Annotated in this window: 20 protein-coding genes; 7 read left to right on the forward strand and 13 right to left on the reverse strand. The window is 70.5% G+C overall.

Annotation, left to right across the window (positions count from 1 at the left end; translation table 11 throughout):
• Window positions 1–69: 69 nt before the first annotated feature.
• Together CHC08_RS17245 and CHC08_RS17250 are read left to right on the forward strand one after the other, a co-directional pair.
• Entirely contained in the window at window positions 70–678 is a 609-nt protein-coding gene (locus tag CHC08_RS17245) for a TetR/AcrR family transcriptional regulator (RefSeq protein WP_089208320.1), read from the forward strand.
• Window positions 675–1583, forward strand: a complete 909-nt coding sequence (locus CHC08_RS17250; protein WP_089208321.1) for an SDR family oxidoreductase — start codon at window positions 675–677, stop codon at window positions 1581–1583. Before CHC08_RS17245 ends, CHC08_RS17250 begins: the two co-directional genes overlap by 4 nt.
• A gap of 113 nt (window positions 1584–1696) precedes the next feature.
• On the opposite strand, the gene CHC08_RS17255 is transcribed toward CHC08_RS17250, so the two are convergent.
• From CHC08_RS17255 to CHC08_RS17315, 12 genes are all read right to left on the reverse strand, one after another.
• On the reverse strand, window positions 1697–3298 hold the full coding sequence (locus CHC08_RS17255; protein WP_089208322.1) for an ABC transporter substrate-binding protein: 1602 nt from the start codon (window positions 3296–3298) through the stop codon (window positions 1697–1699).
• 13 nt (window positions 3299–3311) lie between these two features.
• Entirely contained in the window at window positions 3312–4112 is an 801-nt protein-coding gene (locus CHC08_RS17260; protein WP_089208323.1) for an alpha/beta fold hydrolase, read from the reverse strand.
• Window positions 4113–4124: 12 nt separating this feature from the next.
• A complete protein-coding gene (locus tag CHC08_RS17265; protein ID WP_089208324.1) occupies window positions 4125–5123 on the reverse strand; it encodes an ABC transporter ATP-binding protein in 999 nt (332 codons plus the stop codon).
• A complete protein-coding gene (locus CHC08_RS48295) occupies window positions 5120–6103 on the reverse strand; it encodes an ABC transporter ATP-binding protein (RefSeq protein WP_179282084.1) in 984 nt (327 codons plus the stop codon). The genes CHC08_RS17265 and CHC08_RS48295 overlap by 4 nt, the downstream gene beginning before the upstream one ends.
• Complete coding sequence (locus tag CHC08_RS17280) at window positions 6100–6954, reverse strand: ABC transporter permease (protein WP_089208325.1); 855 nt, start codon at window positions 6952–6954, stop codon at window positions 6100–6102. The genes CHC08_RS48295 and CHC08_RS17280 overlap by 4 nt, the downstream gene beginning before the upstream one ends.
• A gap of 2 nt (window positions 6955–6956) precedes the next feature.
• On the reverse strand, window positions 6957–7916 hold the full coding sequence (locus CHC08_RS17285) for an ABC transporter permease (RefSeq protein ID WP_089208326.1): 960 nt from the start codon (window positions 7914–7916) through the stop codon (window positions 6957–6959).
• Window positions 7913–8704 (reverse strand): FadR/GntR family transcriptional regulator, encoded by a 792-nt coding sequence (locus CHC08_RS17290; RefSeq protein ID WP_089208327.1) that lies wholly within the window; start codon window positions 8702–8704, stop codon window positions 7913–7915. Before CHC08_RS17290 ends, CHC08_RS17285 begins: the two co-directional genes overlap by 4 nt.
• A complete protein-coding gene (locus CHC08_RS17295; protein ID WP_089208328.1) occupies window positions 8701–9963 on the reverse strand; it encodes a M20/M25/M40 family metallo-hydrolase in 1263 nt (420 codons plus the stop codon). Before CHC08_RS17295 ends, CHC08_RS17290 begins: the two co-directional genes overlap by 4 nt.
• 305 nt (window positions 9964–10268) lie before the next feature.
• Window positions 10269–10532: a hypothetical protein gene (locus tag CHC08_RS17300; protein ID WP_143653249.1), complete on the reverse strand. Its 264-nt coding sequence runs from the start codon at window positions 10530–10532 to the stop codon at window positions 10269–10271.
• Between the two features lie 352 nt (window positions 10533–10884).
• On the reverse strand, window positions 10885–11586 hold the full coding sequence (locus tag CHC08_RS17305) for a M23 family metallopeptidase (protein ID WP_089208330.1): 702 nt from the start codon (window positions 11584–11586) through the stop codon (window positions 10885–10887).
• 63 nt (window positions 11587–11649) lie between these two features.
• Window positions 11650–12237: a TetR/AcrR family transcriptional regulator gene (locus CHC08_RS17310; RefSeq protein WP_089208410.1), complete on the reverse strand. Its 588-nt coding sequence runs from the start codon at window positions 12235–12237 to the stop codon at window positions 11650–11652.
• Between the two features lie 262 nt (window positions 12238–12499).
• Window positions 12500–12937, reverse strand: coding sequence for an Lrp/AsnC family transcriptional regulator (locus CHC08_RS17315; protein ID WP_089208331.1), 438 nt, complete (start codon window positions 12935–12937; stop codon window positions 12500–12502).
• Between the two features lie 67 nt (window positions 12938–13004).
• Here CHC08_RS17315 and CHC08_RS17320 point away from each other — a divergent pair, with 67 nt between their 5' ends.
• The 3 genes from CHC08_RS17320 to CHC08_RS17330 all read left to right on the forward strand — a co-directional run bounded on the left by CHC08_RS17320 (window position 13005) and on the right by CHC08_RS17330 (window position 19442).
• Window positions 13005–13889, forward strand: a complete 885-nt coding sequence (locus tag CHC08_RS17320) for an SMP-30/gluconolactonase/LRE family protein (RefSeq protein WP_089208332.1) — start codon at window positions 13005–13007, stop codon at window positions 13887–13889.
• A 304-nt stretch (window positions 13890–14193) separates the two neighbouring features.
• Window positions 14194–18267, forward strand: a complete 4074-nt coding sequence (locus tag CHC08_RS17325; RefSeq protein WP_089208333.1) for a discoidin domain-containing protein — start codon at window positions 14194–14196, stop codon at window positions 18265–18267.
• Window positions 18268–18539: 272 nt separating this feature from the next.
• Complete coding sequence (locus tag CHC08_RS17330; protein WP_089208334.1) at window positions 18540–19442, forward strand: rhomboid family intramembrane serine protease; 903 nt, start codon at window positions 18540–18542, stop codon at window positions 19440–19442.
• Window positions 19443–19533: 91 nt separating this feature from the next.
• Here CHC08_RS17330 and CHC08_RS17335 read toward each other — a convergent pair whose 3' ends face one another.
• Window positions 19534–20331: an SDR family NAD(P)-dependent oxidoreductase gene (locus CHC08_RS17335; protein WP_089208335.1), complete on the reverse strand. Its 798-nt coding sequence runs from the start codon at window positions 20329–20331 to the stop codon at window positions 19534–19536.
• A gap of 455 nt (window positions 20332–20786) precedes the next feature.
• Between CHC08_RS17335 and CHC08_RS17340 the strand changes: the two genes are divergently transcribed.
• Together CHC08_RS17340 and CHC08_RS17345 are read left to right on the forward strand one after the other, a co-directional pair.
• The gene (locus tag CHC08_RS17340; RefSeq protein ID WP_089208336.1) at window positions 20787–22481 is read left to right on the forward strand and encodes an ABC transporter ATP-binding protein; all 1695 of its coding nucleotides are present in this window, start codon (window positions 20787–20789) and stop codon (window positions 22479–22481) included.
• A 56-nt stretch (window positions 22482–22537) separates the two neighbouring features.
• Window positions 22538–24508: an ABC transporter ATP-binding protein gene (locus tag CHC08_RS17345; protein WP_245878377.1), complete on the forward strand. Its 1971-nt coding sequence runs from the start codon at window positions 22538–22540 to the stop codon at window positions 24506–24508.
• Window positions 24509–24670: the final 162 nt, after the last annotated feature.

Here is a 24670-nt window from a genome sequence, read left to right on the forward strand (position 1 = left end):
GTGCAACGGCCAGGGGTCGCTGCCGCGTGCTATAAATAATGACTGTTCATTATGTAATGGGGAGGGATCATGGCGGGACGACCGCGCACGATCAGCGAGGAGCGCATCATGGCCGCACTCGCCGCGGCGGTCGGGCGGGTGGGGCCGAGCCGGTTGACATTGGCCGACGTCGCGCGGGAAGCCGGAGTGTCGACGGGTGTGCTCGTCGGGCGGTACGGCAGCAAGCGTGAGCTGCTGCTCGGATTCGTCCGATGGGGCCTGTCGGAGAAGGCGTTCATCCGGCCGATGCGGGCCGCGTTCGAGACGGCTCCCGACTCCGTCGAGGGGCTGATCCGAGCGGTGGTGCGCAGCGCGGGGCCCGACACGGAGCCGGAGGAGTTCGCCAACAACCTGGCGTTCCTTCACCTGGAGCTGGCCGACCCCGAGTTCCGCGCGCTCCTGGGCGAACACGACGCGGCGGTCCGCGCCGAGCTGGCCGATTACCTGCGGGCGGCGGTGACGCTCGGGCACCTGGTGGCGAGCGCCGATGCCGACGCGCTCGCCGCCGCCGTCGACTCCATCCGCAACGGCACCCAGATCACCTGGGCGATGACCAGATCGCAACCACTCGCCGAGGCGCTCCGCCGTGACCTGAGCACCCTGCTCGAACCGTACCGGTGCACCAAGGAGGACCAGTGACAGATAGACCACTGACGGGACAGGTCGCCCTCGTGAGCGGAGCCACCCGTGGCGGGGGCCGGGGAATAGCCGTCCAGCTCGGTGCGGCCGGGGCGACCGTGTACGTCACCGGCCGCAGCACGACGGCCTCACGATCACCGATGAACCGCCCCGAGACCATCGAGGAGACCGCCGAACTGGTCACCGCCGCCGGCGGTCACGGCATCTCGGTGCCCACCGACCACCTGGACGTCGATCGGGTCCGCGAGCTGGTGGCGCGGATCGACGCCGAGCAGCACGGCAGGCTCGACATCCTGGTCAACAACGTCTGGGGCGGAGATCCGCTGACGGTGTGGGACAAGCCGCTGTGGGAGCAGCCACTCGAGGACGGCCTGCTGCTGCAGCGGCAGGCGGTGCACACGCACATCATCACCAGCTGGCACGCCCTGCCGTTGCTGGTGGCCCGCCGTCGCGGCCTGGTCGTGGAGGTCACCGACGGCACCGCCGACCAGGGTTACCGGGGCACCTTCTTCTACGACCTGGCCAAGGCCGGCGTCATCCGGATGGCGCAGGCACAGGCGGGCGACCTGCGACCGCACGGCGTCACCGCCGTCGCGCTCACCCCCGGATTCCTCCGGTCGGAGGCGATGCTCGACCACTTCGGCGTCACCGAGGACACCTGGCGGGACGGCATCGCCACCGATCCCTACTTCGCGATGTCGGAGACACCCGTCTACCTCGGCCGCGCGGTGGCCGCACTCGCCGCCGACCCGAAGGTGGACCGCTGGAGCGGGCAGTCGCTGGCGACCTGGCAACTGGCCAAGGAGTACGGCTTCACCGACGCCGACGGCTCCCGTCCGGACTGGGGCGGCTACTTCGGCGCGACCCAGCGCCAGAGCGACGCCGTCCCGGAGGACTATCGATGACGCACGGCTGAAACCGGTCGCCGCCGGGAGCGCTCGTCGCGGCGCCGGTGTCCCCGGCGGCGCTCCCCCGGTCACCACGGGCTTCGCCGGACGCCTCCGGCCACGCGTTCGCCTCAACCGGTGAAGGCGACGTCCTCCAGGCCGAGCTCCAGCGTGGAGCCCACGGTGGAGCCGGTCACGTTCTTCTGCATCAGATAGTTCAGCGTCTCGTAGTGGACGAAGATCAGAGGACATTCGTCCTGGACGATCGCCCGGATCTGGCTGTAGAGCCCCTTGCGGGTCTCCATGTCGGTGGACTCGGCGGCCTTGTCGATGAGCTGGTCGACCTTCGGGTTGGAGTACTTCATCGCGTTGATGGAGCCGCCGGTCTTCACCACGAGGGAGTAGAAGTTGTCCGGGTCGATGGTGCGCTCCTGGTAGGCGCTGCTGATCTCGTAGTCGCCCTTGGAGTACCGGTCGAACCAGACCGAGACGTCGACCTGCTCGATCTGCATCGTGATGCCGACCTGCTTGAGCTGCTCGGCGACGATCTCGCCGGTCTTCAGCAGCTCCGGATACTGCGGCAGGCCGAGATAGCGGATCGTCAGGCCGTTCGGGTAGCCGGCGTCGGCGAGCAGCTGCTTGGCCTTGGCGAGGTCGGGCCCGGCGGCGTAGGGGTCGACGCCGTCGAACCACGGCGAGCCGCTGGCGATCTCCTGCACGCCGACCTCGCCCGATCCGAAGTAGGCGATCTGACGGATCGCCTTGCGGTCGATGGCCCAGGCGATGGCCTGGCGCACCTCCTTCTTGTCGAAGGGCGCCTTGGCGACGTTCATCGCCAGGAAGTCGGGGATGCCGGCCACGGGGCTGGTCTCGTAGCTGAAGCGAGGGTCCTTGCTCAGCGTGGGCAGCTGCTGCAGGGGGACGGCGTCGGCCCAGTTGATCTCCCCCGCCGACAGGGCGTCGACGCGGCTCTGGTCGACCAGCAGGAACCGGAAGTCGACCTCGTCCAGGTAGGGGCGTCCGCTGCGGAAGTACTTGTCCCACTTCTTCAGGGTGATGTGGTCGCCCTGGACCCACTCGACGAACTGGAAGGGTCCGGTGCCGACCGGGTTGCGGGCCGGGTCCTTGGACTCGATCGCCTTCTGGTTGACGATCTCGCCGTTGTTGGCGAGATTGGTGAGGAACGGTCCAAACGACGCCTTCAGATGGAACGTCACCTGCGTGGGCGAGACGACCTCGACGGCGTCGATGGGCGCGTACAGCGGGGCGTAGGCACTCGCGGTCTTGGGGTCGAGGATCCGCTCGAAGGTGTACTTGACGTCGTTGCCGGTGAACTTCTCGCCGTTGTGGAAGTACGCGTTGTCGACGAGGTCGAAGGTCCACGTCTTGGCGTCCTGGGACGTCCACCTGGTGGCCAGCCGCGCGACGAGGTCCCCGTTGGGGCCGATGTCGATCAGCTTGCTGAAGATGCCGTCATACACCTGGGCGCCGGTGTAGACCGAGGACACCGCGGGGTCGAGGCTGTCGGGCTCGCCGGTGAGCGCGGCCTTCAGGATGCCGCCCGCCTTCGGCGCCGAGCCGGACGATCCGCCCGCCGCGGTCGAGGAGGCGCTCGGGGCGCAGGCCGCGAGCAGGCTGCCGGCGCTGCCGGCGCCGGCCACGGCGAGCCCGAGGAGGCCGGCGCGCCGCAGGAAGGATCGCCGCGGCAGGCCCGGGCCCGGATTGTTGGTCATGGAGGTCTCCTGGTCAGCCGGCGTGGGCGCGGACGAAGTCGATGAGGGTCGTGTTGAACGGCTCGGGGGTCTCCCACAGGCAGGCGTGACCGCCGGGCACGGTGGCCCACTCGGCGTCCGGGACGGCGGCGTGCAGGCGCCGCGACAGCCGGACCGGGATGAGGATGTCCTCCTCGCCCGCGAGCACGAGCGTCGGAGTCGTGATCCGCTCCAGCCGCTCGACGGTGTCGTGGGTCTGGATCACGCTGAGCTGGGCCAGGTAGGCGCCGAGGGGCTGGTCCAGCGCGGCCATGGCCGCCTCGAACTCCTCCGCCTCCTCGGTGCGCTCCTCGAAGAACGGCACGGTGAAGGCCCAGAGCGTGACGTCCCGCATGACGGCGGGGACGCCCAGGTCCCGGGCCATGTCGGCCCAGAGCGAGAACATCCGGGAGCAGAACTCCCCGGGCGCGGCGTACGTGCACGCCAGCGTCAGGGACTTCAGACCGTCCGGGTAGGCCAGGGCGTACTCCTGGGCGATCATCCCGCCCATCGACACGCCCATCAGGTGCACGTCGGTCAGGCCCAGGTGGTCGACCAGTGCCTTCGCGTCGTCGGCGAGCAGCCGGGAGGTGTACGGCCCGGCGGGCTTGTCCGTCGCGCCGATCCCCCGGTTGTCGAAGCGCAGGACCCGCAGTCCGGCCTCCAGCAGCGCGGGCACCTGGAAGTCCCACGACGCCAGGTCGTCGGCCAGGCCGTTGATGAGCACGATGGTCTCGGGACCATCGCCTTCGAGCTGGTAGTTGATGGTGATGTCGTTGACGTGAGCGGTGGGCACGGGACCTCCGGATCAGTTCTGCGCGGGCGCTGGGTCCGACTGCGGCCGGGCGCCGAGGGCGACCGGGCAGGCGACGTGGTGGGCAGCCGTGACGGGCTGCAGGACGGGACGTTCGCGTGAGCACGAGTCGACCCGGAGCGGGCAGCGGGGGTGGAACCGGCAGCCGGTCGGGGGGTTGATCGGGCTGGGAATGTCGCCGGACAGCGGGACGTGGACCAGGCGGGCGTCCGGCTCGGGCACCGGGATCGCGGCCAGCAGCGCCCGCGTGTACGGGTGCACCGGGTCGGCGAACAGCTCCGCCCGGGCCGCGGTCTCCACGATGCCGCCCAGATACATGACGCTGACCTCGTGGCTGACGTGCTCGACGACGCCGAGATCGTGGCTGACGAAGAGCACGGCGACACCGAGCTCGCGCTGCAGCTTCGCCACCAGGTTCAGGATCTGCGCCTGCACGCTGACGTCGAGGGCGCTCACCGGCTCGTCGGCCACGATGAGTTCGGGCTCGCTGGCCAGCGCCGCGGCGATCCCCACGCGCTGCCGCTGGCCGCCGGACAGCGCCGCGGGATGGCGGTCGGCGTGGTCGGGTGACAGGCCCACCAGGTCGAGCAGCTCGCGGACCCGCCGGTCCCGGTCGAGGGCGGAGCCCACGCCGAAGGCGTCCAGGGACTCCCGCACGCTGCGGCCGACGGTCCACCGGGGGTCCAGGCTGCCCAGGGGGTCCTGGAACACGGGCTGGATCCGCCGGCGGACCTCGCGCAGCGCCCTGCCCCGGAGCCCGACGATCTCGGTGCCGTCGAAGACGACCGACCCCTCGTCGGGCCGTTGCAGCCCGAGGACGCAGCGCGCCAGCGTGCTCTTCCCGCTGCCCGACTCACCGACCAGCCCGTGGGTCCGGCCACGCCCCACGCTGAGGTCAACGCCCGACAGCGCGTGCACGCGCCGGCGGCGCAGCCCCGCGTCGGGAGCCGGGAAGGTGACGACGAGCCCTCGCACGTCGAGCAGAGCCGTCATCGGACCTCCTCGGTCACGGCCTGGTGCAACCAGCAGGCCACCTGTCCGCCGTTCGGCATGCCGATCACGGGAGGGGCCGTAGCACAGCGGTCGTGCACGTGGGCGCACCGGGACGCGAACCGGCAGCCGGCCGGTGGTTCGGTGAGATCGGGCACCCTGCCGGGGATCACGGGAAGGTCGCCCGACCGGTGGTGGGCGGCCGGCTGGGAGTCGAGCAGCGCACGGGTGTACGGGTGCAGCGGCCGGGCGAAGAGGTCGCGGACCGTGCCCTGCTCGACCACCTGCCCCGCGTACATCACGGCGACGCGGTCGCAGACCTGGGCGACGACGCCGAGGTCGTGAGTGATCAGCAGGACCCCGGTGCCGCTGCGGACGGTGAGGTCGCGCAGCAGGTGCAGGATCTGGGCCTGGATGGTCACGTCCAGCGCGGTGGTCGGCTCGTCGGCGATGAGCACGGCCGGGTCGTTGGCCAGGGCCGCCGCTATCACCACGCGTTGCTTCATGCCGCCGGAGAACCGGTGCGGCGGGTCGGCGTAACGGGCGCGCGGGTCGGGGATCCCGACGATGCCCAGCAACTCCACGGCGCGTTCCCGCGCCGCTCGCCGGCTGACGTCGCGGTGGTTGCGAATCGCCTCGGCCACCTGGGCTCCCACCGAGAACGTCGGGTCCAGGCTGGACGCCGGGTCCTGGCTGACCAGGGCGATGTCGTCACCCCGGATCCGCCGGTACTGCTCGTCGGTGAGGCCACGCAGGTCCTCCTCGTCCAGCAGCACCCGGCCGGAGACCTCCGACCCGCCGGGCAGCAGGCCCATGACCGCGCCGCCGAGCGTCGACTTCCCGCATCCCGACTCGCCGACCAGTCCGACGATCTCCCCCGAGCCGACGGCCAGGGTGACCCCGTCGACGGCTCCCACCCAGCGGCCTCCGGGCACCGGGATGCGCACCCGCAGGTCTTCGATCTGGAGCACGGCGCCGGTCACGAGACCACCCCTTGCGGGTCGAGGTGGCGGCGCAGTCCGTCGCCGAGCAGATTGAAGGCGAGGACGATGACCGCGATGGCCAGCCCGGGGAAGATCTCGACCCAGGGCGCCTGGGTGAGCACGTCGCGGCCTTCGGAGAGCATGAGCCCGAGCGAGGCGGTCGGCGGCTGCGTGCCCAGGCCGAGAAAGCTCAGCGCGGCCTCGATCTGCACCGCGAAGCCCGCCAGGATCGCCGCCTGCACCAGCAGCGGCCCCAGCGCGTTCGGGATCACGTGACGACGCAGCACCGCGGCCGACGACCAGCCCCGGGCCCGGCCGCCCTCGACGAAGCCCGACTGCGAGACCACCAGGGACGACGCGCGTTGCACCCGCGCGAGGATCGGCAGGTAGATCAGCGCGATCGCCAGCGCCGCCACGAGACTGCCGGGCCCGACGATGGCGATGAGGCTGATCGCCAGCAGGAGCGCGGGAAGCACGAGCAGCATGTCCAACGGGCGCGAGATGACCTGGTCCACCCACCCTCCGAAGTAACCGGCCAGCGTCCCCAGCGGCAGGGCGATGAGGGAGGCGACGGCCACGGCCCCGAAGACGATCGCCAGGCTGGTGCGGAAGGCGTAGATCGTACGGCTGAGCACGTCCCGGCCGAGGGCGTCGGACCCGAAGGGATGCCCCAGGTCGGGCGCACCGAGGACCCGGGAGGAGTCGATGGCGTTGGGGTCGTGCGGGGCGAGCAGCGGCGCGAGGACCGCGACGACCACCAGCACCACCAGGATGAGCGCGCCGATCCGTGCCGAACGCGGCAGGGCCGCGACGGCCGATCGGCTCCGGCGCGCGCCCGACGCCATGGTCATGGTCACGACTGCCCCCTGTCGGAGACCCGCGGGTCGATGAAACCGACCACCACGTCGGTGATCAGGCTGATCAGGATGAAGAACGTGGCGACCACGAGCAGCCCCGCCTGCACCACCGGATAGTTGCGCTGGTTGATGCCCGTGACGATCAGGCGGCCCACGCCGGGCAGGGCGAACAGCGTCTCCACGACGATCGCGCCGCCCAGCAGGACGCCGAACTGGATCCCGATCACCGTGGCGATCGGAGCCGCCGCGTTGCGCAGGGCGTGACGGTAGACAATGGAACGTTCCCGTGTGCCCTTCGCCCTGAGATAGACGATGAAGGGACGGCCCATCACCCCGAGCATGGACCCGCGCGTCGTCCGGACGATGTACGCCGCCTCGGCGACGGCCAGCGTGAGAACCGGGAGGATCATGTAGTGCAGGTTGCCGCCCGGGTCCTCGGCGAAGGAGATGAAGCCCGACGGCGGCAGCCACATCATCGTGCCGGAGAAGAACAGCACGAGCATGATGCCGAGCCAGAAGTCCGGGACGCTGATCCCGAAGACGACGAACCCCTCGGTCAGGCGGCGCGCCCACCGGCCCCCGACCGCCGCACGGACTCCCAGCGGCACCCCGACGGCGACGGCGAGGAGCATCGACAGCAGCGTCAGCTCCAGGGTGACGGGAATCCGCTGCGCGAGCAGTTCGCCCAGCGGCGCCTTGCTGATGAAGTCCTGACCGAACTGCCCGTGCAGGACGCCCGTGATCCAGTCGCGGTACTGCGTCCACAGCGGGTCGTCGAGGTGCAGCTGCGCCCGTACCTGGGCCACGTTGGCGGGGGTGGCCCGGAAGCCGAGCATGGTGCGCACGGGGTCTCCCGGCACCAGCCGGATGATGAGGAAGATGAAGACGCTCATCACGAACAGCACGGGGATCGTCAGGGCGAGCCGCCGGAGCACGAAGCGCAGTCGCGGGCTCATCCGCCGGCCTCCGTCGTCGCCGCCTCGCCCACCCGCACCACCAGGTCGCGGATGAGCTTCTCGGTGAGGCCGAAGTGCTCCAGGGCGATCGCCGAGGCGCGGTCGGGGTCCTGCTCGATCACGGCGTCGGCGAGTTCGCCGTGCTGGATCGCGGCGATGCGGCGGATCTCGGGCGTGTAGGGCTCCGCGCCGAGGTCGAGGCTGATGCTGGTGCGGATCTGGGCGCTGATGCCGACGAGGACCGGATTGTGCGTCGACTCGGCCACCGCCCGGTGCAGCCGCTCGTCGGCGACGCGGGACTCCTCGCGGTCGCCGGCCTCGCGGTAGTCGACGAGGGCCTGCGACAGGGACGCCACGTCGCCGTCGTCGCGGCGGCGGGCGGCCGTCGCCGCGATCACGGGCTCCAGGAGCCGGCGGGCGTCGAACAGTGCCTCGAACCGCGACCAGTTGGGCAGCAGGTGGCGCCGGATCAGGTCGGCCGAGGAGGGCCTCCAGCCCTCCAGCACAAAAGAGCCGCCGGTACGGCCGCGCCGCTGCTCGATGTAGCCGCTCTCCGTCATCCGGCGCAGGGCCTCGCGCACGGTGGCCCGGGAGACGCCGAGCAACGACGCGAGCTCGCGCTCGGGGGGAAGTGCCTGGCCGGGCACGTACACTCCCAGCGCGACCGCGGTGACCAGGCGTTCCACGATCTGCTCCGGGGCGTTGCGCACCACGATGGGACCGGCCAGCGGATCGGTGCTGTCGCGCTGCAACTCGGTCAGCAGGGGTGGCTCGAAGGACTCGCTCATCCGTAACTCACCGGCTGGAACCACCGATGGATGAACCGGGCGAGGACCTTGGCGCCGTCGACGATGCTCCCCAGGTCGACGCTCTCGTCGATCCCGTGCATGTCGAACACCCGCGGGCCGTAGCAGAGAGCGGGGACGTCGAAGTCGTTGACGTAGAAGCGGGCGTCGGTGGTGGCCCCGATGACGTAGGTCCGCGGGTCGGCGCCGTGAACCTCGCGGTGGGCCTCGGCCACCGCCGCGGTCAGCGGGTGCCCGTCCGCGAGGGCGTACCCGGCCGCCCGGAACCCGGTAAGCGTCACCAGCGGCGCGGAGGGGAAGCGGTCGTCACCCGCCACGATGTCGTCGATGGCGGCGCGAACCCGCTTTTCCGCCTCGTCGGCCGACCAGCCCCGCGGGAAGCCCACGCGCAGCCGCAGCAGCGCCTCCGTCGGCACGCTGGACGGCCAGTCACCGGCTGAGATCTGGCCGACGTTCACGTTGTACGGGCTGGCGAGCTCGGCGAAGGCCTCGTCGGGCACCTCGTCCGGCAGCCGGTCGCACCAGTCGCGGAGTCCCCGCGCCAGGACCGAACAGAGATCGACCGGGTTGACGGCCAGGTGCGCCGACTCCGCGTGCGCGGAACGGCCCACCACGCGCACGTCGAGCCAGAGCACGCCGACCCCGCCCGTGAGGATCCCCAGGTCGGTGGGTTCGAGAACGACGGCGGCGTCGGCGAGGACCCCGGCCCGGGCGGCCGACAGGGTGCCGTTGCCCGTGCACTCCTCCTCGATCGCGCCGAGGAGCATCAGGCGGCCGGTGTCGAACCCCGGCGCCACCTCGTCGAGAGCCCGTACGGCGAGCAGCCCCATGGCGAACCCGCACTTCATGTCGCCGGCGCCGCGCCCGTAGAGCCGCCCGTCACGACGGGCCGGCCGGAACGGGGGGCTGGTCCACAGCTCGGGGGTGTCGGCCGGCACCACGTCGAGATGGCCGTTCAGCAGCAGGGAACGGCCGCCTTCAGCGCCCCGGCTCCCCAGCACGTTGGCCCGCCCGGCGTACGGGACCTGCCTCACCCCGGCGAGGGGGTCGGAGACGATGTCCTCCGGGATCGGCAGCGACTCGACGTCGAAGCCGGAGACCGCGAGTTCCGCGCTGAGCACGTCACAGGCCGCGGATTCATTACCGACCGTGCTCCGCGCCGCGACGAGCCGCTCGAGAAAGGCGAAGGCGTCCTCCGCCAATGCCTCCACTGCGCCATCGATGGCCTCTCCGCTGAACATTCCACCTCCAAGGTTTATGGTTCAGACCATAGACCATAAAAGGGATGGTAACGGGACATCTATCGGATGTCCACAGGTCAGACACCTTCTAGTCGTTTACGCCAAGCGGTCATAAGGTGCTGCCGGTCGTCGATCTCGCAGCAGAGAGCGATCAGCTCGTGGTGGGCGGCGAGAGAATCCTCGTATCGCTCCGGATTCCTTGCCCGCGACGCGATGCGCCATCGCGGTCTCGGGGAACCGTCATCGCGGTCCCGGGGAAGTCGCTGTTCACAACCTCGATCGGGCCCGTGGTCCCGGCCCGAGCCTCAGCTGTGCGTGGAGGCCACCACCGGGCCGAAGGCACGGAAGACGACAGTGAAAGAGCCCGCTGCCACATCGATCTGGTAGACGTAACAACCGGGAGCGCGCAATCGGGTCAGGGATGGATACTCCCGCCAGCCGCCGGGCAGCGCGTCCTCGGCCGGATCCAGGAGGAGTTCCTCGACGGCAGGGTCGCCGAACCTGACCTCACCAGGCCCGTCGAGTTGCCGGCCGCGCACCAGAACCGGTGTGGTCAGCGTGGGATTCACCGCCCACGCCACTTTCTGAGCAGCCCAGGTAGGGTCTGCCCACGCGCCGCCGGGGTCGGGGGCGGAGTAGTCGAGGCGGCCGTCCTCCAGCCCTATCGGCCCGGCCGGCCATCCACCCTGAACCGTCCCCGTGTCCTCGTCGGGTCGTGTGGTTTCGGTGGTGACCGGACATCGCGTTCCCGGTTGATGACGCTCAACCGCCCACGGGCGACGCAGCTGCGCTCCGGGATCCGATCCGGCGTTTCCATGCCCGCTTTCGGCCGGTGGAGCGGGACTCGCGCTGCAGCCGGCCGTCACGAGAACCAGCGCGACGACCAGGATGGGGAACCGATGTCTCATGGATCCCCCTACATCACGGGGCCTCGAAAGGTTCCGGTACGGGCAACGGTTCGACGACCGCGCCCTCGCCGGGAAGGCCGGACTCCCTGATCTGGGGATGTCTCGCGCCGCGAGGCCGTTCGCGGAAGCGCCGAAACGCCATCGGGATGCCTTGGGCGACGGACAGGTCCGGGCTGTCCATGACCTGCACGTGCACGTGCGGCTGGGTCGAGTTGCCGGAGTTGCCACACTCCGCGATCGGCTGCCCCGTCGTCACCTCCTCGCCGAGGGCGACGCGAACGGAGCCGGCCCGCAGATGCACCAGGGCGACGAACGCGCCGCCGTCGCGCAGCGCGATGATCAGATAGTTGCCGGCGATCGCCGCGATTCCCTGCCGGAGCCGCGCCACCTGACCCAGTGCATAGGGCACCAGGGTCAGCTGTGACCGCCGCCCCACGTGATCGATCTCGCCGTCGTGCACCCCGACGACAACGCCGTCGGCCGGTGCCAGGATCGGCCGGCCATAGGCGAAGAACCGCTCCGCCGGTTCGGTGGCGAGGAAGGTCCGCCAGTCACGGCGGTCCGCGGTCCGGTGACGATGGTCCACACCGATGAAGTCGATGGCATACCGCTCGCCCAACAGGTCGGTCCCGTGACTCGGGACCCGCCGGGCCGGACTGTTCCTCGCCAACCACAGACCCTCGAACGGCAGCGAGAGCACGACCTCCCGAATCATCGAACGGCCTCCGTCTCTTTCCCCGCTCAACGATCGCGGGAAGTCGTCGGTGCCCGCCCCTGGTCACTTCCGCCCGCCGGGTCCCGGCCCGTCCAGTAGTGCGGTGGTGACGGCCGCGACCGCGGTGACGATGGCGGCTCGGTGGTTGGCGAGACGCTTGCCGGGATCCTCGTCCAGGGGGTTGCGGATCACCAAGGCCGTCATGTTCCAGCTCTGGGCCGCTGCCAGCGCGATCATCATCGCGTCCATCGCGGTCGTCACCTCGACGCCGTAGCGCTCGGCGATGGCACCGGCTTTGGACAGGTGTGCCTCCCGCTCCTGGTCCGATGCCTCGGGGCGTTCCAGCATCTTCCACTGGGTGAGGCGTTGCAGCCCCGGGTCGGCCGTCAGTTCGTCGAACAGCGCGCCGGTGTAGCCGGCCAGGTCGTCGGGCGTGAACGGTACGACGTCGGCCAGGACGCGGAGCCGGTCGGCCAGGACCGCGTCGAACAGGGCTTCCTTGGAACCGAAGTAGGCGTAGATCGCCTGCTTGTTCGCCGAGGCGGCGGTTGCGATGCGGTCGACCCGGGCCCCGGCGAATCCGACACGGACGAACTCGTCGTACGCCGCGGCCAGCAGCCGCGCGCGGGTGGCGGAGGAGTCGTAGCTCATGGCCACCACCCTAAAACAACCAGATGGTTTGACTTCCTCGAATCCGAACTCGGCTCCGGACGCCGGACGGCGCCGTCCACCGGCTTCACCCGCCGAACCACACCACTGCGCGCAGGCGCACCAGCACCCTGCTCCCTACCCAGGGACGGCCCTCACGGAAGGACCTCATCGCCGCCTTCGACAACGTCCGCGTCGAGACACCTGACCAGATCTCCGAGGGCCCAAGGTCGCCACCCGCCGGATTCCCGGGGCCCCCCGGCGATCAGCCGACGGCGATCGGACGCTCGAAGAAGGTCTCCAGCACGACGATCGCCTGTGTGCCGGAGACGCCGGAGATGTCGTAGATCCGGCGGAGCACGTCCTGCAACTGCTCGGTCGTCGGGGTACGGACCTTCAGCAGAACCGAGGCGGCGCCGGCGATGACGTGCGCCTCCTGCACCTCAGGCAGGGCGGCGAAGGCCGCCGCCGTGTCGCCCATCCAGGCGTTCGAGTCGACCATGACGTAGGACAGCACCCCCAGGCCCAGCGCCTTCGGGTCCACGTCCACGGTCGTGGCACGGATCGCCCCCCGCTCGCGCAGCTTCCGCACCCGCTCGTGAACGGCGCCCGCGGACAGACCGACGCTCTGCCCCAGCGCGGCGTAGGACTGGGTCGCGTCTCGCTGCAACTGTGCGATCAGCGCACGGTCGATCTGATCCATGTTCGGTCCAGTCTTGTCATAACCTGATGTCATTCGGTAGAAATTCTACATGACTGAAGGAAATTTGATGACGGATCGTTTCAGGGTGGAGTTCCAGGCGCTCGACGAGCGGTTCACGGGTTACGACGGAGACACCCACGTCGAGGTGCTGCACAGCGGGAGCAGGAAGACCGAAGGACCCGCCTACTTCCCCGCCGGCCGCTACCTGGTGTGGAGCGACATCCCCAACGACCGCCTGCTGCGCTGGGACGAGACCACCGGCGCGGTCGGGGTCTTCCGCTGCCCGTCAGGCAACGCCAACGGCAACACCGTCGATCGCGAGGGACGACTGATCACCTGCGAGCAGGGCGCCCGCCGCCTCACGCGGACCGAGCACAACGGCGCCGTCACCGTCCTGGCCGACAACTACCGGGGCAAGAGGCTCAACAGCCCCAACGACGTCGTGGTCAGGTCGGACGGCTCCATCTGGTTCACCGATCCCCGGTACGGGATCACCGGCTACTACGAGGGATCACCCGCCGAGAGCGAGATCGGCGCGGACCACGTCTATCGTCTCGACCCCGGCACCGGAGAACCGACCGTCGTCGCCGACGACTTCGTCCGCCCCAACGGCCTGGCCTTCTCCCCCGACGAGTCGCGGCTCTACGTCGTCGACACCCGCAAGCGGCACCTGCGGGTGTTCGACGTCGCCGGCGACGGCCTCAAAGGTGGCCGGGTGTTCGCGGAGGCCTGGTTCGACGGCATACGGCTCGACTGTTACGGACGGATCTGGGCCGCGGCCCTCGACGGGCTGCACTGCTACGACCCCGACGGCACGTTGATCGGCAAGCTGCGGCTGCCCGAGGCGGCCAGCAACCTGACCTTCGGCGGAATCAAGCGAAACAACCTGTTCATCACCAACTCGGCCGGAGACCTCTACTCCATTCGCGTGACCTTCGCGGGCGCGAGGTGAACCCTCCCGCCTGATCACCGGTCAGCCGACCTCCACGAGCCCGCGCTCACCGTCGGCCGGCGGCCGGGTCTCCCGGCAGACCGCCGTGCCCCCGGTGACATCCCGGCAAAAATCGGCGAACCCCGCCAAATCATACAAAAATTCCTGGCACAGGATGCCAGGACGACGGCTTCGCAGGTGTCTCTTCGGAAACAGAATGGGCCTCCACCCTTGCCATAAACCGGGCCAGTGCCGAACATGACAACGTTGTCATCGGGTTGACGTTGAGCCGGAACCGGCTCACCTGTGATTGGACTTGCCTTACATGTCGAACCAGCCCCCTCCCCTCTCACGCCGGTCGGTCGTCGTCACAGGCGCGACCCTCCTCGCCGGGTTCGGCCTGGGAGTCGGGTTTCCCGCCACCGCCCGGGCGGACGGGCGCGCCGTGCCCGGCGGTACCACCGCTCGGGAAGGACTAGCCGTATACCGCCCGATCACGGTGTCGTCCACGGACTACGCGCCCACGCCCGGCGAGTTCGTGGTGGACCGGATCAGCTCCGTCGGAGTGCGGGGCACCGGTTGGCGTGCCGCCGACGGCGACCCCCAGTGGATCTCCGTGGACCTGCAGGGGGACTGCGAGGTCACGTCCCTCCGCCTGACCTTCGAAGCCACGGCGAACGACCCGGTCTTCGTCCCCTCCATCAGCGGCAACCCGCGCGACAGCACGACCGGCCAGGAGATCCTGTCGAGCTACGCCGTCGACTTCGTCGTCGAGACCTCTCGCGACAACCGCTCGTGGACCGGTGTCCACCGCACCGACTCCGGGCCCGGCGGCGTCGTCGACATCACCCTGGCCAAGCCCGCCGTCGCGCGCTGGGTGCGACTGACCGTGCACAAGCGCTCCAACGCCAACCCGCTCGGCCTGAACGGCTTCGAGGTGTACGGCACGGCCCGTGGCCACCGGCCGGCGGTCACCGGCTGGACCGACTGGGGGACCCACCGGCACACGGCTCCCAAGCTCGAGATCGCCGCCGACGGCACGGTGCCGCTGGAGTCGGGCTGGACGCTGACCATGGACGACTGGGCGGGTGGCGATGGCCCGGCCCTGTCCAGGCCGGCGGTGGACACCGGCTCCTGGCTTCCCGCCGTCGTGCCCGGCACCGTCCTGGCCACGCTGGTGGAGCAAGGGCACCTGCCGGACCCGGTGACGGGCTTCAACAACCTCCGCATCCCCGAGGCGTTGTCGCGTCACTCGTGGTGGTACCGGCGGAGCTTCGACGTGCCGCGCGGTGTGCGCACCGGATCCGGGCGCCACCTCTGGCTGGAGTTCGACGGCATCAACCACAAGGCGGACATCTGGCTCAACGGGCAGCGGGTAGGCGACCTGACGTACCCCTTCGGCCGCTCCGCCCACGACATCACGAACCTGCTGACCGCCAAGGGCGAGCAGGTGCTGGCCGTGCAGATCTCGCCGATGCCCCTCCCCGGCAGCCCCGGCGACAAGGGACCCGCGGGGCTGGCCTTCGTGGACGCCGGCGCCACCATGATGAACCGCAACTCCCCGACGTACCTCGCCGCCTCCGGATGGGACTGGATGCCGGCCGTGCGCGACCGCGTGGCCGGCATCTGGAACCACGTGCGGCTGCGCTCGACCGGCGACGCCGTCATCGGCGACCCCCGGGTGGACACCAGGCTGCCCGGCCTGCCCGACACCCGCAGCGCCGACGTGACCATCGTGGTCCCGGTGCGCAACGCCGGCACCGAGGCCCGGCCCGTCACGGTCGCCGCCTCGTTCGACAACGTGCGCGTCTCCCAGACGGTCACCGTGCCCGCGGGCGGGACGGTCGACGTCACCTTCGCTCCCGACGCCTACGACCGGCTCCGCCTGCGCGACCCCGAACTGTGGTGGCCCAACGGCTACGGCGAGCCCAACCTGCACGACCTCACCCTGGTCGCCTCGATCAACGGCCAGGAGAGCGACCGGCGTACCACCCGCTTCGGCATCCGCCAGTTCGGCTACGAGTACGACGTGCCGCTGCCCTTCGGCGGCGGTGCCGACGCCTACCTCCAGACGGTCGACCTGGGCGAGCAGCGGGCCCAGTACGTGCGGATCAGGTGCCTGACCCGCGCCACCGGCTGGGGCAACTCGCTCTGGACCCTGTCGGTCATCGACAGCGCCGCCGCGGGCACCGACCTGGCCCTGCACAAGCCGGCCACCGCGTCCTCCGTGGACGACCAGGCCAACCAGCCGGGCAACGTCACCGACGGCGACGCGGGCACCCGCTGGTCCTCCGAGTTCGCGGACGACCAGTGGATCCGGGTGGACCTGGGTTCGATGGTCTCCTTCGACCGGGTCGATCTGACCTGGGAGCAGGCCCATGCCAAGACGTACCTGGTGCAGGTGTCCGACGACGACTCGACGTGGAGGGACGTCAAGGCGGTGGACAACTCCGCCGTGCCGCTGCCCTTCCACCGGGGTGACGCGAGCCTGCAGACCGTGGACTTCCCCGCCCGCACCGCCCGGTTCATCCGGATCAACGGCGGCGCCCGGGCGACCAGCTGGGGCAACTCCCTGTGGACGCTGTCCGTGATCGACAGCGCCACGCCGGGGACCGACCTGGCCCTGCGCAAGACGACCACCGCCTCGACGGAGGAAACCTCCAACCCGGCCGTCCACGCGACCGACGGCGATGCAGGCACCCGCTGGGTCTCGGCTTACGAGGACAACCAGTGGATCCAGGTGGACCTGGGGTCGCCCGTCTCCTTCGACCGGGTCGTCATCGTCTGGGAGGTGGCCCACCCCAAGACGTACACGATCCAGGTGTCCGATGACGGCTCCACCTGGACCGACGTGAAGTCCGTCGACAACACCCCCGAGCCGCTGAAGATCAGCGTCAACGGCGTCCGCGTCTTCGCCCGCGGCGGCAACTGGGGGTGGGACGAACTGCTGCGCCGGATGCCCGCCACCCGCATGGACACGGCGGTGCGGATGCACCGCGACATGAACTTCACCATGATCCGCAACTGGGTCGGCAGCAGCACCCGCGAGGAGTTCTACGCCAGTTGCGACGAGCACGGCCTGCTGGTGTGGAACGACTTCCCCAACGCGTGGGCGATGGACCCGCCGGACCACCAGGCGTTCAACGACCTGGCGAAGGACACCGTCCTGCGCTACCGGATCCACCCCTGCGTGGTGGTCTGGTGCGGTGCCAACGAGGGCAACCCGCCCGCCGCCATCAACGACGGCATGCGCGACGCCGTCCAGTCGCAGGCCCCGGGCCTGCTCTACCAGAACAACTCGGCCGGCGGCATCGTCAACGGCGGCGGCCCCTACGGCTGGGTCGAGCCGCAGCGCTACTACTCCCCGACGACCTACGGCACCCAGAGCTTCGGCTTCCACACCGAGATCGGCATGCCCGTGGTGTCCACGGCCGAGAGCATGCGCAATCTCGTCGGCGAGGAGCCCGAGTGGCCGATCGGCGGCGCGTGGTACTACCACGACTGGAGCACCAGGGGGAACCAGGCCCCGCAGAACTACCAGGCGGCCATCGAGACCCGCCTCCACACGGCCGGGGATCTCGACGACTTCGCGCGCATGGCGCAGTTCGTCAACTACGAGAACGCCCGCGCCATGTTCGAGGCGTGGAACGCCAACCTCTGGGAGGACGCCACCGGCCTGATGCTGTGGATGTCCCATCCCGCGTGGCACAGCACGGTCTGGCAGACGTACGACTACGACTTCGACGTCAACGGCATGTACTACGGGGCCCGCGCGGCGTGCGAGCCCGTCCACGTGCAGGCCCGCCTCGACGACTGGCGGGTCATCGCCGTCAACCACACCGCGCGGGCGCTCAAGGGCGTGACGGTCACGGCCGGCGTCTTCGATCTCCTCGGACGCCGCCTCGGTCCCCTCCGCCGCCAGGCGGTGGACGTCGCCTCGTCCGCGACGGCCCAGGCGTTCACCGCCGGCTGGACGGACGACCTGCCCGACTTCCACCTCCTCCGGCTCACCCTGGAGAACGGCCACGGCGAGGTGCTGTCCAGGAACGACTACTGGCGCTACCGCGAACCCGCCGACATGCGGGCGCTCAACGACGTCCGGCGGGTGAAGGTCTCCGTCGACGCGGGGAAGGTGACCACGTCGGGAACGCGGCGCGAGGTCACCGCGAAGGTCTCCAACCGCGGTTCGGCGGTCGCGGCCATGGTACGGCTGTCGCTGCTGGACGACCGGAGCGGTGAGCGCGTGCTGCCGACGCTGTACAGCGACAACTACGTCTGGCTGCTGCCCGGCGAGTCACGGACCTTCACGCTCTCCTGGCCCGCCGAGTCCCTGCCCTCGGGCCGGCCCGCCGTGCGGGTGGAGGGGTACAACGTCGAGCGGACCGTGGCGCGGCCGTAACCACCGCCGGGGGCCGGGCACCGCGGCGAGCGGCCGCAGCAGCCGCTTCGCCCGCGAGTGCGCACGCCTGTGCGACCAGCTCTGCTGACTGCCGTCCGGCCGTTCACACCCGTGCACGGCCGGACCGGCGACGAGACCCACCCGGCTTGGCTCCGATGACGCTTTATGATCTTGCTGGTCGACTCGCCGACCAGCTCAGAGCAGCGTCATCCGACAAGCCGGGCTCCAGTAGTCTGACCGACCACATACAACCCCCCCAAAGGTGCCCATTCATGGAAAACCAGCTATCGGCGGCCCCGGCCTGTTACCGGCACCCGAAAAAGGAGACCTACGTCCGATGTACGCGGTGTGACCGGTACATCTGCCCGGATTGCATGCGGGACGCGGCCGTCGGGCACCAGTGCGTGGAGTGCGTGCGCGAGAGCAACAAGACAGTACGGCAGGCCCGTACGGTGTTCGGCGGCAAGGTGTCCGCCGTACCGGTCGTGACCTACGTGCTGATCGCGCTCAACGTCCTGGCTTACTCCGGCGAGCTGCTGTGGCCTGCGATCGTCGACCGGTTCGACAGCCTGGGTCTCGGTCTGATGGACACCGACGGCCAGTACTACCTGTTCGAAAGCGGCACCGGCCTTGAACCCGTCGGCGTCGCCTCCGGCGAATGGTATCGGCTGATCACCTCGGCCTTCCTGCACCTGCCGGTCATGGATGGCGGTTTCTGGATCCTGCACATCGTCTTCAACATGTACTGGCTCTGGACCCTTGGCCGGGTGGTCGAGGAAGTACTGGGCAAGCTGCGCTTCATCGCCCTCTACCTTCTGTCCGCATTCGGCGGATCGGTCATGGGCTATCTGATCTCGCCCGATCAGGCCGCCGTGGGCGCCTCCGGTGCGATCTTCGGCCTGGCCGCCGCCTACTTCTTTTTCAGCAGGCGACTCAACCATGACCCCGTCGGAGCGACCCGGCTCATCGTGATGTTCCTCATCTGGATGGTCGTTTCCGCGGGGATCTCCTCGTGGGAGGGCCACCTCGGTGGCCTGCTGGTGGGTAGCGTGGTCGCGCTCGGCCTCAACCACCTGCCGCGCAGGCTGCACTTCACCGCGGCGGGTGCGATGTTCCTGTTCCTGGTCATCCTGGTGGTGCTGAAGACCTCTCAGCTGACCGGCGTCATCGCCTGAGGCTCCGCCCGGAACGGGCCGTCACCGAAGGCGCTCCCGCAACGGATGGTGTGCCGACGGCGCGGCCCGGAACTCTGGTTCGATCACCGGGTCACGCGTCGTACCGGCCGCCGTCGGCCCGGAGGGTCGCGCCGTTGATGTAGCCCGCCACCGGGCTGGCGAGGAACGCGACGAGGTCGGCGTACTCTCGCCGCCGGCCGATGCGGCCGACGTCGTTGGGCCCGAGTGCGTTGACAAGGTTCGGCTCGATCTCCTGCCAGGTCTCCCCCCAGCCGTTCTGCCTGCCCAGGTTCACCAGGAAGTCCTGGACGGCGGGGGTGAGAATGCCTCCCGCCGCGACGGAGTTCGACGTCACTCCGGAATGCCTCAGCTCACGGGAGAGGGACGCGGCGAGGTTGTTCCGGGCGGCGTTGGTCGCGGCGTAATGGGGCTGGCTCGCCGCAGGTGACTCGCCGGTGACGCTGCTGATCTGAATGACCCGCCCCCATCCGCGCTCGCGCATGCCGGGAACGAAGCGCTGGATCGTTCGCACGCTGGAGATGACATTTACATTGTAGATTTCTGCCCAGTCCTCGGGCGAGGAGTTGGCCCAGCCCATCGTCATGTTGTAGACGCCGACGTTGTTGACCAGGATGTCGACCGGCCCGCCGTCTGCCACCGCGGCTTCGACCGCGTCGGCGCCGGCGTCCGTACCGAGATCACCGATGGCGACGGTGGCGTCACCGCCGTCCTCACGAATGGACTTGGCCACCGCCGCGGTCCTTGCCTCGTCTCGTCCGTGAACGACGACGGCCGCGCCTTCGGCGGCCAGAAGCTTGACGATCGTCTCACCGAGCCCGCTGCTCGACCCGGTCACGAGTGCCCGCTTGCCGCTGAGCTGCAAATCCATCTTGGTGATCTCCTTTACGGACCCCCGAGGTCTGTTCTGTTTCTCGGGGATTTCCCGGCGTTCGGATACGGCCCGCCACCTCGGCTTGGCCATGGGGGCCAGTTTTTACGCCAAAAATTGGACCCGCAAGTCCAATCCTTCCGACCGCTGAACCATGACGACGTACGAGCCCGCCCGATGGTGGCCACCCCCGACAAAAGGGCCCGAATACGCGCGCTGACGCCAGAGGGCGCCGCCACCCAGCAGTCCGGATCCCGGAAAGCGCGGCGCTCCCGACACGGGGACGCGGACCGCCGGGTAGTTCTCGGCGCTGGGGCCGAGCGATGACCACGGCGCTCCCGGCAGGGGAACGCGGACCCGTCAACGGGGAGCCGGACGGCAGGACTGGCTCGCCACCGCCAATGTAGGCTAGCCTTACCTAAATTTCCTGATGAGGCTGGTTCTGAGGAGTACGGGTGGGTGTGGCGGCTTCGTCGGGACGAGACGTTCTGAGGCGTGCGGTCCGGGGGCAGCGGCGGGACGTCGCGCTCGGCTCGCTCCTGGGAGCCGGGCACCAGGCCGGAGAGGCACTGGTCCCCGTCCTGATCGGCGTCGTGATCGACCAGGCCGTAGCCAAGGGCGAGGTGAGCGCGCTGCTGCTCTGGCTCGCGGTCCTCGCCGCGGTCTACGTGGGGCTGTCGTTCAGCTTCCGCTTCGGCGCCCGCGCCGGAGAGCGCGCCGCCGAACAGGCCGCTCACGTGCTGCGCGTGGAGCTCGTACGGCGCGTGCTGCACCCCGGCGGCGGGGCCGAGAACGGCCGGCTGCCGGGCGCCCTGACCACGATCGCGACCGAGGACGCCAAGCGGGTCGGCGCCGTGAACCTGGCGGTGATGTTCGGGATATCGGCGATCGTGGGACTCCTCGTGGGCGCCGTGGTGCTGCTGTGGATCTCGCTCACGCTCGGCCTGATCGTGCTGCTGGGAACGCCGGTGCTGCTCTGGCTCGGGCACCTGCTGAGCAAGCCGCTGGAGCGTCGCAGCGAGGCCGAGCAGGAACGGGCCGCGCACGCGTCCGGCGTCGCCGCCGACCTGGTGGCCGGGCTGCGGGTGCTCAAGGGCATCGGCGCCGAGGAAGCCGCGGTCGACCGCTACCGGCGTACCAGCCGCGGTTCGCTGGTCGCCACCCTGCGCGCGGCGCGGGCGGAGGCCCTGCAGAACGGCATGGTGCTCGCCCTGACCGGGTGCTTCATCGCCGTCGTCGCGCTGGTCGGCGGGCGGCTCGCCGTCCAGGGGGACATCAGCCTGGGCCAGCTGGTCTCGGCGGTCGGGCTCGCGCTGTTCCTGCTCGGCCCGCTGGAGGTGTTCGCCTGGGTGAACGCCGATCTCGCCCAGGGCCGGGCGTCGGCGGCGCGCATCGCCGGGGTCCTGGCCACGCCGCCGGCCGTCACGATCGGCGGTGGGCGACTGCCGCAGCCGGTACGGGGCGAGGTACGGCTGCGCGGCGTCAGCCACGACGGGCTGCACGAGATCGATCTGGACGTCGCACCCGGCGAGCTGCTCGGTGTGGCCGCGACCGACCCGGCGGACGCGGCGGCCCTGCTGCGCTGCCTGAGCCGGCAGGCCGACCCCGAGTCCGGGGTGGTCGAGCTGGACGGCGTGTCGCTGCGCGAACTGGACCCGGCCGACCTCCGCCTGGCGGTGCTGGTGGCCGAGCATGACGCGGACCTGTTCGAAGGCACCCTGTGGGGCAACGTCGGCGCCGCCGCGCCCGAATCGGCCGATCCGGAACCGGCGATGGTCGCGGCCGGAGCCGACGAGATCGTCCGGGCGATGCCCCGGGGCGGTGACACCGCGGTGAGCGGGCGCGGGCACTCGCTGTCCGGTGGGCAGCGCCAGCGCGTGGCCCTCGCCCGGGCTCTGGCCGCCGACCGGGCCGTGCTGGTGGTCCATGACCCGACCACCGCGGTCGACGGGGTCACCGAGGCCCGCATCGCCCCCGGGATCCGTGAGATCCGCCGGGGCCGCACGACGATCCTGGTCACCACCAGCCCCGCGCTGCTCGCGGTCGCCGACCGGGTGGTGCTCCTCGACGGAGGCCGGATCACCGACACGGCCCCGCACGCCGACCTGGTACGACGCCATGCCGCCTACCGGACGGCGGTCCTCGCGTGACCCGCGGCTCCGGTACCGAGAAGGCCGAGACGACGACCACCACGGAGGACCCCCAGATGCCGGATCCAGCCGGAGCCGACACACCGGACACCGCACGAGACCGGGAGGCGGACGCGGCACAGAACCAGGAAGCGGACGCGATACGGGGCCGGGAGACGAACGCGGCGCGGGATCAGGAGATGGGCACGGCACGGAGCCGAGAAACAGGCGCGGCACGGGACCGGGAGACGGACGCGGCGCAGGCTCCGGAGGGAGCTCGGGAACTGCTGCCCGTCGCGACCCCGGCCCGGACCCGCGCCGTCGTCCGCCGGCTGCTGCGCCCGCACCGGGGACTGCTCCTCGGCGGGTTTGTCGTGATGGTCGGAGCCACCACCGTGGGACTGCTCACGCAGCCGCTGCTGGGATACATGGTCGACCTGGTCACCGAGCATCGCCCGGTCGACGCGCTCACCCTGCCGGCGGTGTTCCTGGTGCTCGTCGCGGTCGCGCAGGGAATCACCACCGCGCTCGGACTGTCGCTGATCTCGCAGCTCGGGGAGACCGTGCTCGCCCATCTGCGTGAGCGGTTCGTCGAGCGAGCCCTGGGACTTCCCCTGGAGCAGCTGGAGAAGGCCGGCTCGGGCGACCTCACCGCCCGCATCACCGGCGACGTCTCGCTGGTGGCCGGGGCGGTGCGGAGCGCCCTTCCCGAGCTGGTCCGTTCGGTGCTGGCCATCGTGCTGACCCTGGGGGCGCTGGCGGTGCTCGACTGGCGGTTCATGCTCGCGGCACTGCTCGCGGTGCCGATCCAGGCGCACACCGCGCGCTGGTACGTACGCAGAGCCGCCTCGATCTACGCCGAGCAGCGCATCGCCACCGGAGCCCAGCAGCAGCAGTTGCTGGACACCATCGGCGGCGCCTCCACCGTGCGGGCGTTCCGCCTGGAGGAGGGACACACCGAGCTGGTCACCCGGCGATCCTGGTCGGCGGTGGAGCTGACGATGCGCGGGGTCCGGCTGATGCTGCGGTTCTACAGCCGCCTGCACCTGGGCGAGTACATCGGTCTGGCCGCGGTCCTGGTGGTCGGGTTCCTCCTGGTCCGCAGCGGATCCACGTCCATCGGCACCGCGACGGCCGCGGCGCTGTACTTCCACAGCCTGTTCACGCCGATCAACTCCGCGCTCGTGCTGATCGACGACGCGCAGTCGGCCGGCGCGAGCCTCGCCCGGCTGGTCGGGGTCGCCGACCAGCCGGTGGCGGAGGAGACAGCGGCGACGGTGGCGGCGGAGCAGCCGCGGGGATCCGTCGTCCCCCCGGCGGGGGCGGTGACGGTGGCCGGCCTCGGGCACGCGTACGAACCCGGCCGGCCCGTGCTGCACGACATCGACCTCACCCTCCGGCCCGGGGAGCGCGTGGCCCTGGTCGGCGCCAGCGGCGCCGGCAAGACCACGCTCGCCAAACTCATCGCCGGCATCCACCGGCCGACCACCGGTTCCGTACGGCTGTCCGTCGCCGACCCGCACGGGAGCGGCCGTACGGTGGCCCTGGTCACCCAGGAGGTGCACGTCTTCGCCGGGCCGCTCGCCGACGACCTGCGGCTGGCCCGCCCCGACGCCACCGACGACGACCTGTGCGAGGCCCTCACCCAGGTCGACGCGCTGACCTGGGCCGAAGCCCTGCCCGACGGCCTGGGAACGGTCGTCGGCGAGGGTGGACACCGCCTCACCCCCACCCAGGCCCAGCAACTCGCCCTCGCCCGGCTGATCCTGGCCGACCCGCCGATCGCCGTGCTCGACGAGGCGACGGCCGAGGCGGGCAGCACCGGGGCCCGTCTCCTGGAGAAGGCCACCGACCGGGCGATCGAGGGCCGCACCGCCCTGATCGTCGCTCACCGCCTCACCCAGGCCGCGACCGCCGACCGCATCGTCGTCATGGACGACGGCCGGATCGTGGAGAGCGGCGGGCACGGCGAGCTGTGCGCCGCGGGCGGCCCCTACGCCGCCCTGTGGGAGGCGTGGTCCGACACCCGTTCCACCGCCCCCCACTGACCGGGTACGACTTCCGCTCGTCACCGACCTCCCCGCATAACTCCGTCCCCCTCGCTCGCCTTCCAGGCCGCTCGCTGACCTCCCCGCACAGCTCCACCGCTCCCGCTGGCCTCCACGGCTTCCCCGCCCCACCGACCCCCGGCGCAGCTCCACCGATCGCCG

The sequence above is a fragment of the Streptosporangium subroseum genome (genome assembly GCF_900188345.1).
In the GTDB taxonomy this organism is placed as follows: domain Bacteria; phylum Actinomycetota; class Actinomycetes; order Streptosporangiales; family Streptosporangiaceae; genus Streptosporangium; species Streptosporangium subroseum.